The organism is Pseudomonas sp. p99-361 (assembly GCF_003935475.1).
Classification (GTDB): domain Bacteria; phylum Pseudomonadota; class Gammaproteobacteria; order Pseudomonadales; family Pseudomonadaceae; genus Aquipseudomonas; species Aquipseudomonas juntendi.
Genome location: NZ_RHQO01000102.1, coordinates 1 through 12,840, shown reverse-complemented (window position 1 = coordinate 12,840; position 12,840 = coordinate 1). Strand labels below are relative to the sequence as shown.

Here is a 12,840-nt window from a genome sequence, read left to right as displayed (position 1 = left end):
ATCGCGCGGTACAAACAAGGCGGTCGCGCGCACCTGGCACAGGGGTTACTGGCCCGAAACAAACGTAGGAGCGAGCGTAGCTCGCGATGCGCCGCGCGGGCGGCGCTCGGTCTCACGGGCACCAAAAAATCCTGCGCTGACATTTATCTCAAAGCTTCTGATCAAAAGTTGGTCAAATCCTGAGCAATTTCCGATATAATTCGCGCCCCTCATTTTCGGCAGGCCCTGCGCGCGCTGTTAACCAATGAAACTCATCGTCAAAGTCTTCCCAGAAATCACCATCAAGAGCCGGCCGGTGCGCAAGCGCTTCATCCGCCAGCTCGGCAAGAATATCCGCAACGTGCTCAAGGACCTCGACCCTGAGCTTGCGGTGGATGGTGTGTGGGACAACCTCGAAGTGGTTACCCGCGTCGAAGACGAGAAAGTCCAGCGCGAGATGATCGAGCGCCTCACCTGCACCCCGGGTATTACCCATTTCCTGCAGGTAGAGGAATACCCGCTGGGTGATTTCGACGATATCGTCGCCAAGTGCAAGCACCATTTTGGCCACCTGCTGGCCGGCAAGCACTTCGCCGTGCGCTGCAAGCGCGGTGGTCACCATGACTTCACCTCGATGGACGTCGACCGTTACGTCGGCAGCCAGCTGCGCCAGCAGTGCGGCGCTGCCGGCATCGCGCTGAAGAACCCCGAGGTGATGGTGCGCATCGAAATCCGCAACCAGCGCCTGTACGTGATCCACAACCAGCACAATGGCATTGGCGGTTACCCGCTTGGTGCGCTGGAGCAGACCCTGGTGCTGATGTCCGGTGGCTTCGACTCCACCGTGGCGGCCTACCAGATGATGCGCCGTGGCCTGATGACCCACTTCTGCTTCTTCAACCTCGGCGGCCGTGCCCACGAGCTGGGCGTGATGGAAGTGGCCCACTACCTGTGGAAGAAGTACGGCAGCAGCCAGCGCGTGCTGTTCATCAGCGTGCCGTTCGAGGAAGTGGTTGGCGAAATCCTCAACAAGGTCGACAACAGCTACATGGGCGTGACCCTCAAGCGCATGATGCTGCGCGGCGCCGCGCATATGGCCGACCGCCTGCAGATCGACGCATTGGTGACCGGCGAGGCGATTTCCCAGGTATCGAGCCAGACCTTGCCGAACCTGTCGATCATCGACTCGGCCACCGACAAGCTGGTGCTGCGCCCGCTGCTGGCCACGCACAAGCAGGACATCATCGACCAGGCCACCGAAATCGGCACCGCCGACTTCGCCAAGCACATGCCGGAATACTGTGGCGTGATCTCGGTGAACCCGACCACCCATGCCAAGCGCCACCGCATGGAGCACGAAGAAAAGCAGTTCGACATGGCCGTGCTGGAGCGCGCCCTGGAGCGCGCCAAGTTCATTTCCATCGACCACGTGATCGATGAATTGGGCAAGGACATCGAAATCGAGGAAGTGGCCGAGGCGCTGCCAGGCCAGATCGTCATCGACATTCGTCACCCCGACGCCCAGGAAGATCAGCCTCTGGTACTGGAAGGTATCGAGGTCCAGGCCATGCCGTTCTATGCCATCAACAGCAAGTTCAAGCACCTGGACCCCACGCGCCAGTACTTGCTGTATTGCGACAAGGGTGTGATGAGCCGTTTGCACGCACACCACCTGCTCAGTGAGGGACATGCCAATGTGCGTGTTTATCGTCCGACATAAGACGCCGGGGCTGTATGGCGGCAGTATCCGCCATCGCCCTCCCGACCGCCGGGCCCGCTGAGCCTTAAACAGTACATATTCGCCGCCTACACTGGGCGGCAACCGAATCCTCTGATCGAGATACACTTGTGATCGAAAATCTGCGTAACATCGCCATCATCGCCCACGTTGACCATGGTAAAACCACCCTGGTCGACAAACTCCTGCGTCAGTCCGGCACCCTGGAGCGTAACGAGCTCAACGACGAGCGCGTCATGGACTCCAACGACCAGGAAAAAGAGCGCGGTATTACCATTCTGGCGAAGAACACCGCCATCAACTGGAACGGCTACCACATCAACATCGTCGACACCCCCGGCCACGCCGACTTCGGTGGCGAGGTCGAGCGTGTAATGTCGATGGTCGACTCGGTGCTGCTGCTGGTCGACGCCCAGGACGGCCCGATGCCGCAAACCCGCTTCGTGACCAAGAAGGCCTTCGAAGCTGGCCTCAAGCCAATCGTCGTGATCAACAAGGTCGACCGCCCGGGCGCGCGTCCGGACTGGGTTCTGGACCAGATCTTCGACCTGTTCGACAACCTCGGTGCCACCGATGAACAGCTGGACTTCAAAGTCGTCTACGCCTCGGCCCTGAACGGCATCGCCGGTCTGGACCACACCGCCATGGGCGAAGACATGACTGCGCTGTACCAGTCGATCGTCGACAACGTACCAGCACCGTCTGTTGACCGTGACGGCCCGTTCCAGATGCAGATCTCCGCACTGGACTACAACAGCTTCCTCGGTGTTATCGGCGTTGGTCGTATCGCCCGTGGTCGCGTCAAGCCGAACACCCCGGTTGTCGCCATCGACACCAACGGCAAGAAGCGTAACGGCCGTATCCTGAAACTGATGGGCCACCACGGCCTGCACCGCGTAGACGTCGAAGAAGCCCAGGCTGGCGACATCGTCTGCATCAGCGGTTTCGACGAGCTGTTCATCTCCGACACCCTGTGCGCCCCGGACGCGGTAGAGGCGATGAAGCCGCTGACCGTTGACGAGCCAACCGTTTCCATGACCTTCCAGGTCAACGACTCGCCATTCTGCGGTAAAGAAGGCAAGTTCGTGACCAGCCGCAACATCAAGGACCGTCTGGACAAGGAGCTGCTGTACAACGTGGCCCTGCGCGTTCAGGAAACCGATTCCCCTGACAAGTTCAAGGTATCGGGCCGTGGCGAGCTGCACCTGTCGGTACTGATCGAAACCATGCGTCGTGAAGGCTTCGAGATGGCTGTTGGCCGCCCTGAAGTGATCATCCGCGAAGTCGACGGCGTGAAGCAGGAACCGTTCGAGAACGTCACCATCGACATCCCTGAAGAATCCCAGGGCAAGGTCATGGAAGAGATGGGCCTGCGTAAGGGTGACCTGACCAACATGGTGCCGGATGGCAAGGGCCGTGTTCGCCTGGAATACAACATTCCAGCCCGTGGTCTGATCGGCTTCCGTAACCAGTTCCTGACCCTGACCAACGGTGCAGGCATCCTGACCTCGATCTTCGACCGCTACGACACCATGAAGTCGGGCCAGATGTCTGGCCGCCTGAACGGTGTTCTGGTGTCGGTCGAAACCGGCAAGGCACTGACCTACTCGCTGGAAACCCTGCAGGCTCGCGGCAAGCTGTTCGTTGAACACGGCCAGGAGATCTACAACGGTCAGATCATCGGCCTGAACAGCCGTGACAACGACCTGGGCGTGAACCCGACCAAGGGCAAGAAGCTGGACAACATGCGTGCTTCGGGCAAAGACGAAGTCATCGCCCTGGTACCGCCAGTTCGCCACACCCTGGAACAGGCTCTGGAATTCATCCAGGACGACGAGCTGTGCGAAGTCACGCCTAAGTCGATCCGTCTGCGCAAGAAGATCCTGGACGAAGGCGAGCGTACCCGCGCTGCCAAGAAAGCCAAGAACTGAGTTAGCTCAGGCTGAATAAAAGCGCCCCCGGTCGAAAGGCCGGTGGCGTTTTTTTATGCTTGCAGAATTTGCGTTGGCCCTATTCGCGGGCAAGCCCGCGAAGAGGCCCTTGACGGCTAACGCTTAGCGCCCGACCACCTTGGGCTTGTACGCACAATACCCCGGCCGCGGGCCAACCTTGGGGTGGTTGCGGCAGGTGTCCGGGCGCTTGTCATAAATGGTGCACAGGCGGCTTTTGCGATCCAGATACATGCAGTCGTCGTTGCTCATCCGGGTCAGGGTGAAGATGCCTGACTTCTGGTTGAAGCGCTCGATGATGCCTTCTTTCTGCAAACGCTTGGCCACGTTCTTCGGCGGTTCGTCTTTCTCGAATTCGTCGACTACGCCGATGCGGATCAGATCCTTGATCTTCACCTCCACCGGCAGGGTGCAGCAGGTCGAATGGCAGCCATGGCACATGTTGCTGGTGTAGCGCTGCCAGGTCTCCAGGCGGTCGACTTCGGCTGCGGCGATCAGGGTCGTTTTCATCTTTATAAGGGGCGGATCACGGTCTTGGGGCGCGCGATGATACCGGAATTGTTCAATTTATGAACAACCTTTTGCCGGAATCACCAAGTCGGCATGAAAACTGCGAACCGTAACTGTCTCTCCCTGTCGAAGGGTCTAGTCTGAACACTCTCCCTCCGCTTTCGTCAACTTGCCCGAGGATGCCCCATGTCCCAGGAACCTGAAGCTCGTGACGCCGAAGTCGCGGATTTTCGCGCTGCCGTACTGAACAAGCTGACCTATGCGGTTGGCAAGGACCCGGAGCACGCCTTCGACCATGACTGGTTCGAAGCCATCGCCCTGGCCGCGCGCGATCACATGGTCGACCACTGGATGGACCACACCCGCCAGGCCTACCGGCGTAGCCAGAAACGGGTCTACTACCTTTCCCTGGAGTTTCTGATTGGCCGCCTGCTCTACGACAGCCTGAGCAACCTGGGCTTGCTGGACATTGCCCGAGAGGCCCTGCAAGACCTGGACGTGGACCTGGAGCGCATCCGCCTGCTGGAGCCCGATGCCGCACTGGGCAACGGTGGCCTGGGGCGTCTGGCCGCCTGCTTCATGGAAAGCATGTCGACCCTGGGCATTGCCGCCCATGGCTACGGTATCCGCTACGAGCATGGCTTGTTCCGCCAGGCACTGGTCGATGGTTGGCAGCAGGAGCAGACCGAGAACTGGCTGGACTTCGGCAACCCGTGGGAGTTCGAGCGGGCCGAAGTGATCTACCCGATCAGCTTTGGCGGTAGCGTCGAAACGGTGCACGACAACCATGGCAACCAACGCCAGGTGTGGTCACCTGGCGAGACCGTGCGTGCGGTAGCGTACGACACGCCGGTGGTCGGCTGGCGGGGTTCGAGCGTCAACACCCTGCGCCTGTGGCGGGCACGGGCGCTGGAAGAGCTGCACCTGGAGCGTTTCAACGCCGGTGACCACCTGGGCGCAGTGGCCGAGGTGGCACGTGCCGAGAGCATTTCGCGGGTGCTGTACCCGGCGGACAGTACCGAGGCCGGGCAGGAACTGCGCCTGCGCCAGGAGTATTTCTTCGTATCGGCGTCACTGCAGGACTTGCTGCGCCGCCACCTGAACCAGCATGCCTCGCTGCTCAACCTGCCCGATGCGGCCGCCATCCAGCTCAACGACACGCACCCGTCCATTGCCGTGGCGGAGCTGATGCGCTTGCTGGTGGACCAGCACGAAATCCCATGGGACAAGGCCTGGGAGCTGACCGTCGGCACCTTGGCCTACACCAACCACACCCTGTTGCCCGAAGCGCTGGAAACCTGGCCGGTGGCGTTGATGGAGCGCATGCTGCCGCGGCACATGCAGATCATCTACCTGATCAACGCGTACCATATCGACAGCCTGCGTGCCAAAGGCCTGCACGACTTCGACGTGCTGCGGGCGGTGTCGCTGATCGAGGAAGACAACGGCCGCCGAGTTCGCATGGGCAACCTGGCATTCCTCGGCTCGCACAGCGTCAACGGCGTTTCGGCGTTGCACAGCCAGCTGATGAAGAGCACGGTGTTCGCCGAGCTGCACAAGTTGTATCCGCAGCGTATCAACAACAAGACCAACGGCATTACCTTCCGCCGCTGGTTGTACCAGTCCAACCCGCCACTCACCGACATGCTGGTGGAGGCGCTGGGGCCGGAGCTCAAGGACGACCCGGAGGGGCGCCTGGCCGGTTTGGTGCCGTTCGCCGACAAGGCGGGTTTCCGCAAGCAGTTCGCGGCTCAGCGCCTGCACAGCAAGCGTGCCCTGGCCAGTATCATCCAGGACCGCGTTGGCGTCACGGTCAACCCCGAAGCGCTGTTCGACGTGCAGGTCAAGCGTATTCACGAGTACAAGCGCCAGTTGCTCAACCTGCTGCATACCGTGGCCCTGTACCAGGCCATGCGCAACGACCCTGGCACCAATTGGGTGCCGCGGGTGAAGATTTTCGCCGGCAAGGCGGCGGCCAGCTACCACCAGGCCAAGCTGATCATCAAGCTGACCAACGACATCGCCCGGGTGGTGAACAACGACCCGACCGTGCGTGGCCAGTTGAAGGTGGTGTTCCTGCCCAACTACAACGTCAGCCTGGCCGAGAGCATCATTCCGGCTGCGGACCTCTCCGAGCAGATTTCCACGGCCGGTTACGAAGCCTCGGGTACCAGCAACATGAAGTTCGGCCTTAACGGCGCACTGACCATCGGTACCCTGGATGGGGCCAACGTGGAAATGTGCGAGCAGGTCGGTGCCGACAACATGTTCATATTCGGCCTGACCGCCCAGCAGGTCGAGGCGCGCAAGCGGGCGGGTGATTTTGGCGCCACGGCGGCGATTGCTGCGTCCAACCGCCTCAACGACGTACTGCAGGCGATTCGCAGCGGTGTGTTCTCGCCGGACGACCCTTCGCGCTACACCGGCTTGATCGATGGGCTGGTGGCCTATGACCGCTTCCTGGTATGTGCCGATTTCGATGCCTACTGGGATGCCCAGCAGCGCGTCGAGGACTTGTGGCACACGCCGGAGCAATGGTGGCGCATGGCGGTGCTGAACACGGCGCGGATGGGCTGGTTCTCGTCGGACCGGACCATTCGCGAATATGCTACGCAGATCTGGAAAGCGCTGGATTGAAGGTGCCTGCACCGCCTTCTTCACGGGCACGCTCGTGAAGAAGGCGGGCGCCGACCACCGGCCTGGCACACGCTGAACTACCGACCTATTGTGCCGTCAGAGTGCCGTGGCGAGTCTCATCACTCGCTAGCCTGCAACTCTCCCTGTAAACTGCGGGGGTTTTTCATCTCCCCCATCCTTTCGGAGCCATACATGTCCCGCGTTACCCTGAGTCGCTATCTGATTGAGCAGACCCGCAGCAACAATACCCCTGCCGATCTGCGCTTCCTGATCGAAGTGGTGGCGCGTGCGTGCAAGGAAATCAGCCATCACGTGTCCAAGGGCGCCCTCGGCGGTGTGCTGGGCAGCATGGGCACGGAAAACGTGCAGGGCGAAGTCCAGAAGAAACTGGACGTGATTTCCAACGATATCCTGCTGGAGGCCAACGAGTGGGGCGGCCACCTGGCCGGCATGGCCTCGGAAGAAATGGACAACGCCTACCAGATTCCGGGCAAGTACCCCAAAGGCGCCTACCTGCTGGTCTTCGACCCGCTGGACGGTTCGTCGAACATCGACGTCAACGTGTCGGTCGGCACCATCTTCTCGGTACTGCGTTGCCCTAACGAGTACCTGAGCCAGAACGAAACCCTGAACGAAAACGCCTTCCTGCAGCCAGGCACCCAGCAGGTGGCTGCCGGCTACGCCATCTACGGCCCGCAGACCATGCTCATCCTCACCCTGGGCAACGGCGTGAAGGGCTTCACCCTGGACCGCGAGCTGGGCAGCTTCGTGCTTACCCACGAGAACATCCGCGTGCCGGAAACCACCGCCGAGTTCGCCATCAACATGTCCAACCAGCGTCACTGGGAAGCCCCGGTGCAGCGCTACGTCGGCGAGTTGCTGGCAGGCGAGACCGGCCCGCTGAAAAAGAACTACAACATGCGCTGGATCGCCTCGATGGTGGCCGACGTGCACCGCATCCTGACCCGTGGCGGCCTGTTCATGTACCCACGTGACGCCCGCGAGCCAAGCAAGCCGGGCAAGCTGCGCCTGATGTACGAAGCCAACCCGATGTCGTTCATCATCGAACAGGCCGGTGGCGCTTCTACCAATGGTTACGATCGCATCCTCGACATCAAGCCAGAAAGCCTGCACCAGCGTGTGTCGGTCATTCTTGGCTCGAAAGAAGAGGTCGAGCGCGTTACCGCCTACCACAAGGAGTAAGTCATGCTCGCACCTTGGCAGCCGTTGTTGGAATGGTGGTTCGGTTGGGGCACCAGTGCCCAGGCCGTGGCTGACGAGAAGAGCACGCTGTGGTTCGGCAAGCACCACGATGCCGAGGCCCATGCGCAGTTCGGTGAACTGGTGGAGCAGGCCCTGGCCGGCGGGCTCGACGAGTGGCAGCAAAGCCCGCAGGGCTGGTTGGGCCTGCTGCTGCTGCTCGACCAGCTGCCACGCATGATCTACCGCGACACACCGCGCGCCTTCGAGGGTGACCGGCGTGCCCAGGTGGTGGCCATGCAGGGCCTGCAGAGGTACTGGGACTACCAGCTGCTGCCGATCCAGCGGGTATTCGTGCTGGTGGTGCTGGAGCACGCCGAGGTGCTGGACTGGCAAAACCTGTGCGTCGAGCGCTTTCAGGTGCTGCTGGGCGAACAGCCCGAGGCCAGCCGCCGGTTGTTCGAAGGCTTCCTCGACTACGCCGAGCAGCACCAGCGGGTGATCGCCCGGTTCGGTCGCTTCCCGCACCGCAACTTGGTGCTGGATCGCCCGAGCACCAGCGAAGAGATGGACTTCCTGCTGGAGCCCGGGTCCAGGTTCTGAGATTGCAGGGCCCTGCTGCGCAGGCCATCGCCACACAAGGCCGCCCCTACAAGGGGCGGCTTTTTTATTGGCCGTTAACTGATGCTTTGTGATTAATCGCACAGTAGTGGCCATCCGACCAATGGTGTAGGGGTACAGGGGGCAGGGCAGGGAACAAAGGAGGGATTTTCACGTCGAAGGTCACTGCAGGCCACTCGCCTGTCTCATCTTCCCAGGAGTGTCCTTCAATGTCGTTGCGTTCCCTCGCCCTGTTGTCGCTGTGCGTCGTGCTGACTGCCTGCAGCAAGATCAACCAGGAAAACTATTCCAAGATCAAGGCCGGTATGAGCAAGGCCGAGGTCGAGCAGCTGCTCGGCACGCCGACCGAATGTTCCGGCGCGTTGGGCATGAGCAGCTGCACCTGGGGGGACGAGAAGAGCTTCATCAGCGTGCAGTATGCGGCTGACAAAGTGTTGATGTACTCAGGGCAGGGCCTCAAATGAGGCGTGTGTACCTGCTGATGGCGGTATGCCTGGCGGTGCTGCTGGGCGGTTGCGCAGGCTCTGTGCATGACCCGCTGGCGCCAAAAACCGCCGGCAACGTAGACCTCAAGCGTTACCAGGGCAAATGGTACGAGCTGGCACGCCTGCCCATGCGCTTCCAGGAGGGCTGCGAACAGTCCGAGGCCCATTACAACCTCAAGTCCGATGGCAGCTACGGGGTACTCAACCGTTGCCGCACCATGGGTGACGAATGGTTGCGCGCCGAAGGGCATGCCAATATCCAGGAGCCGGGCCATACCGATAAATTGTGGGTCGAGTTCGATAACTGGTTCACCAAGCTGGTGCCGGGCGTGGCGCGGGGTGAATACTGGATTCTGTACGTTGACGAACACTATCGCACTGCTATCGTCGGCAGCCCGGACCGCAAGTACCTGTGGATCCTGTCACGCACGCCGACCCTGCCGGCCTGGCAGCGCGAGAACCTGCTGGCCAAGGCCCGTCAGCAGGGCTATGACACCAGCCGCTTGATCTGGCGCGCTTCCGACCAGCAGATCGTCAAGATGCATTGATGGCAGCATTGCCGGCCTTATCGCCGGCAAGTCATCTCTCATAGAACACTACATAACTTATTGATTTAGCAGGGGCCCTGTGGGAGCGGGCATGCCCGCGAACACCGGCGTAGCCGGTGCCAGCCACCGCGGTGGATTTTTCGCGGGCACGCCCGCTCCCACACAGGCCGCGTCGCGCTTACGAATTGGATAGCGCAGCCCGTAGGGCTGTGTGATCTCCCACAGGTACTACACAGTTCTCAAGCTTGGTGATGGCCCTGCATTACCCCAGCAACTGCCGCAGTACCCCGGCAAATGCCACCCGGCTTTGTTCCTCCTGTGCATGCCGCCCCTGGCGCACTACCCACTGCCCATTCACCATCACATCGCGCACCTGGCGATCGCCGCCGGCAAACAGCCAGCGGTTGAGGATGGCATCATCCTCGGCAATCGCCAGGTAAGGGTCCTGCCCGTCGAGCACCAGCCAGTCGGCACGTTTGCCCACGGCCAGCGCGCCGATTGGCTGCCCCAGCGCCTGGGCGCCGCCCGCCAGCGCGGCGTCATACAGGGTGCGCCCGACCATTGGCTGATCACCCCGATACAGGCGGTTGCGGCGCTGGTCACGCAGCCGCTGGCCATATTCCAGCCAGCGTAATTCCTCGACCACGCTCAGCGATACATGGCTGTCTGAACCAATGCCCATGCGCCCGCCCTGGGCCAGGAACTCTACGGCCGGGAAAATCCCGTCGCCCAGGTTGGCTTCAGTGGTCAGGCACAGGCCTGCCACCGCGCCGCTGCGGGCCATGGCTGCGACCTCGTCGGGAGCTGCGTGGGTGGCGTGTACCAGGCACCAGCGCCGGTCGACGTCGACATGCTCATACAGCCACTGCAGGGGCCGCAGGCCGCTCCAGGCCAGGCAGTCGTCGACTTCCTTCTGCTGCTCGGCGATATGGATATGCACCGGTGCTTGCGTGTCGCTGGCCGCCAGCACTTCGGCGAGCTGCACCGGCGCCACCGCCCGTAGCGAGTGGAAGCACAGGCCCAGGCGCTGCGCGGGCTGTGTGGCCAGCGCGGGGGCCAGCTGCGCCTGCAGTTGCAGGTATTGGTCGGTGGTATTGATGAAGCGCCGCTGGCCGTGGTTCGGCGCCAGGCCGCCGAACCCGGCATGGCTGTACAGCACCGGCAACAAGGTCAGGCCGATACCACTGTCAGCGGCGGCCGCACTGATGCGGCGGGATAACTCGGCGGGGTCGGCGTAGGGCTTGCCGGCCTGGTCATGGTGCACATAGTGAAACTCGGCTACCGCGGTGTAGCCGGCCTTGAGCATCTCGATGTACAGCTGCCGGGCAATGACCTGCAGTTGTTCTGGGCTGATCTGGCCGACCAGCCGGTACATCAGGTCGCGCCAGGTCCAGAAGCTGTCGTTGGGGTTGCCAGCAACCTCGGCCAGCCCTGCCATGGCGCGCTGAAAGGCATGCGAGTGCAGGTTGGGCATGCCGGGGACCAAGGGCCCGGCGAGCCGTTCGGCCCCCTCAGGCGCAGCCCCAGGCTCGATACTGGCCACGTAGCCATCGCCGGCGACCTCGATGCGGACATGGCGGGCCCAGCCGCTGGGCAGCAGGGCACGTTCGGCGAAGTAGGCGGGCATGGTGCGAATCCTGTTATTGTTAGCTTGTATATACATATACAGGCGTTTGCCTGCCGGGTAAACTGCGGCAAGCTACCGCCCATTAAATTCGCACAAGGATCCAACGCCGTGCCGACACCTCCTGTCTCCGCGCTGGTTGCCCAGATGGGCGAGGGCCCGGCGCCGCTGTATGCGCGGGTCAAACAGATGATCGTCCAGCAGATCGACAACGGCAGCTGGCCGCCGCATCACCGGGTCCCCTCGGAGAGCGAGCTGGTCAACGAGCTCGGCTTCAGCCGCATGACCATCAATCGCGCCCTGCGTGAACTCACGGCCGAAGGCCTGCTGGTGCGCATGCAAGGGGTGGGCACCTTCGTGGCTGAGCCCAAAGGTCGGTCGGCGCTGTTCGAGGTGAACAACATCGCCGACGAAATTGCCGCCCGTGGCCACAAGCATACGTGTCAGGTCATCACCCTCACCGAGGAAGCGGCCGGCTCGGAGCGCGCCTTGGCCCTGGACATGCGCGAGGGCCAGCGGGTGTTTCATTCGCTGATCGTGCATTTCGAGAACGGCGTGCCGGTGCAGATCGAGGACCGTTACGTCAATGCGGCGATCGCCCCCGACTACCTCAAGCAGGATTTCACCCGGCAGACGCCCTACGCCTACCTGTCCCAGGTGGCGCCCTTGACCGAAGGCGAGCACGTGGTCGAGGCGATCCTCGCCGAGCCGGAGGAATGCCGGCTGTTGCAGATCGAGCGGGGCGAGCCTTGCCTGCTGATTCGGCGCCGCACCTGGTCGGGCCGCCAGCCGGTGACTGCCGCGCGGCTGATCCACCCCGGATCCCGTCATCGCCTGGAGGGGCGTTTCAGCAAATGAGCCAGTTGCAGGTGTTGCGCGCGCAGGATTACCCGCGCATGCCATGGAAGAACGGTGGCGGTTTCACTGAAGAAATCACCCGCGACAGCGGCGAAGGCCTGGACGGCTTCGGCTGGCGCCTGTCGATCGCCGATATCGAGGACTCGGGCGGCTTCTCCACGTTTGCCGGTTACCAGCGGATCATCACTGTGCTGCAGGGCGACGGCATGCGCCTGGTGGTGGACGGCCAGGCCAGCCGGCCATTGCTGGCCTGCGACGCATTTGCCTTCAGTGGCGAGAGCCAGGTCAGTTGCAGGTTGCTGGGCGGGGCGATTCGCGATTTCAACCTGATCTATGCGCCGCAGCGTTACCGGGCGCGGTTGCAGTGGCTGGACGGTACCCAGCGAATGTACACCTCGGCGTCGACGGTGTTGCTGTTTGCGGCCTGTAATCAGGTCGAGGTGGCCTTGGCTGGGCGTGAGGCGCAACGGCTGGGGTTGTATGACTGCCTGCGGCTGGAGGGCAACGAAGCGTTGCTGGAGCTGGATGTGCAGGGGCGGTGCTGCCTGATCGAACTCATTCCAACTTGAGATAGCCGGGGCTGCTTTGCAGCCCAATCGCCGGCAAGCCAGCTCCCACAGGGATCGCATCAGGGCTGACAGGTGTTTGCCACAAGGTATGCAGCGCCTGTTAGAGCGAGCGCCGCCCGCGC

The 12,840-nt window shown here is 62.2% G+C and carries 12 protein-coding genes; 10 read left to right on the top strand and 2 right to left on the bottom strand.

The features are described 5' to 3' along the window. From EGJ22_RS26310 to typA, 3 genes are all read left to right on the top strand, one after another. The coding region (locus EGJ22_RS26310) for a hypothetical protein (protein WP_218567483.1) at positions 1-183 on the top strand (183 nt) is incomplete at its 5' end. A gap of 61 nt (positions 184-244) precedes the next feature. Next, positions 245-1,699 (top strand): tRNA uracil 4-sulfurtransferase ThiI, encoded by a 1,455-nt coding sequence (gene thiI / locus EGJ22_RS24620; RefSeq protein ID WP_009681219.1) that lies wholly within the window; start codon positions 245-247, stop codon positions 1,697-1,699. Positions 1,700-1,827: 128 nt separating this feature from the next. Continuing rightward, positions 1,828-3,648, top strand: coding sequence for a translational GTPase TypA (gene typA / locus EGJ22_RS24615; RefSeq protein WP_009681218.1), 1,821 nt, complete (start codon positions 1,828-1,830; stop codon positions 3,646-3,648). A gap of 123 nt (positions 3,649-3,771) precedes the next feature. On the opposite strand, the gene EGJ22_RS24610 is transcribed toward typA, so the two are convergent. Then, positions 3,772-4,176 (bottom strand): YkgJ family cysteine cluster protein, encoded by a 405-nt coding sequence (locus tag EGJ22_RS24610; protein ID WP_003249225.1) that lies wholly within the window; start codon positions 4,174-4,176, stop codon positions 3,772-3,774. A gap of 186 nt (positions 4,177-4,362) precedes the next feature. Between EGJ22_RS24610 and EGJ22_RS24605 the strand changes: the two genes are divergently transcribed. The 5 genes from EGJ22_RS24605 to EGJ22_RS24585 all read left to right on the top strand — a co-directional run bounded on the left by EGJ22_RS24605 (position 4,363) and on the right by EGJ22_RS24585 (position 9,667). Continuing rightward, entirely contained in the window at positions 4,363-6,813 is a 2,451-nt protein-coding gene (locus EGJ22_RS24605) for a glycogen/starch/alpha-glucan phosphorylase (RefSeq protein WP_029887411.1), read from the top strand. 192 nt (positions 6,814-7,005) lie between these two features. Beyond that, on the top strand, positions 7,006-8,016 hold the full coding sequence (locus EGJ22_RS24600; RefSeq protein ID WP_009681216.1) for a class 1 fructose-bisphosphatase: 1,011 nt from the start codon (positions 7,006-7,008) through the stop codon (positions 8,014-8,016). A 3-nt stretch (positions 8,017-8,019) separates the two neighbouring features. Continuing rightward, on the top strand, positions 8,020-8,616 hold the full coding sequence (locus tag EGJ22_RS24595; protein WP_029887410.1) for a DUF924 family protein: 597 nt from the start codon (positions 8,020-8,022) through the stop codon (positions 8,614-8,616). 227 nt (positions 8,617-8,843) lie between these two features. Then, on the top strand, positions 8,844-9,098 hold the full coding sequence (bamE, locus tag EGJ22_RS24590; protein WP_009681214.1) for an outer membrane protein assembly factor BamE: 255 nt from the start codon (positions 8,844-8,846) through the stop codon (positions 9,096-9,098). Further along, positions 9,095-9,667, top strand: coding sequence for a lipocalin family protein (locus EGJ22_RS24585; protein WP_029887409.1), 573 nt, complete (start codon positions 9,095-9,097; stop codon positions 9,665-9,667). Before bamE ends, EGJ22_RS24585 begins: the two co-directional genes overlap by 4 nt. A 262-nt stretch (positions 9,668-9,929) precedes the next feature. Here the strand turns inward: EGJ22_RS24585 and EGJ22_RS24580 are convergent, their stop codons facing one another. Then, the gene (locus EGJ22_RS24580; protein ID WP_029887597.1) at positions 9,930-11,294 is read right to left on the bottom strand and encodes a formimidoylglutamate deiminase; all 1,365 of its coding nucleotides are present in this window, start codon (positions 11,292-11,294) and stop codon (positions 9,930-9,932) included. Positions 11,295-11,438: 144 nt separating this feature from the next. On the opposite strand from EGJ22_RS24580, the gene hutC reads away from it, so the two are divergent. Both hutC and EGJ22_RS24570 read left to right on the top strand, forming a co-directional pair. Beyond that, positions 11,439-12,149, top strand: a complete 711-nt coding sequence (hutC, locus tag EGJ22_RS24575; protein WP_154211989.1) for a histidine utilization repressor — start codon at positions 11,439-11,441, stop codon at positions 12,147-12,149. After that, a complete protein-coding gene (locus EGJ22_RS24570; protein WP_009683255.1) occupies positions 12,146-12,718 on the top strand; it encodes a HutD family protein in 573 nt (190 codons plus the stop codon). Before hutC ends, EGJ22_RS24570 begins: the two co-directional genes overlap by 4 nt. Positions 12,719-12,840 lie beyond the last annotated feature (122 nt).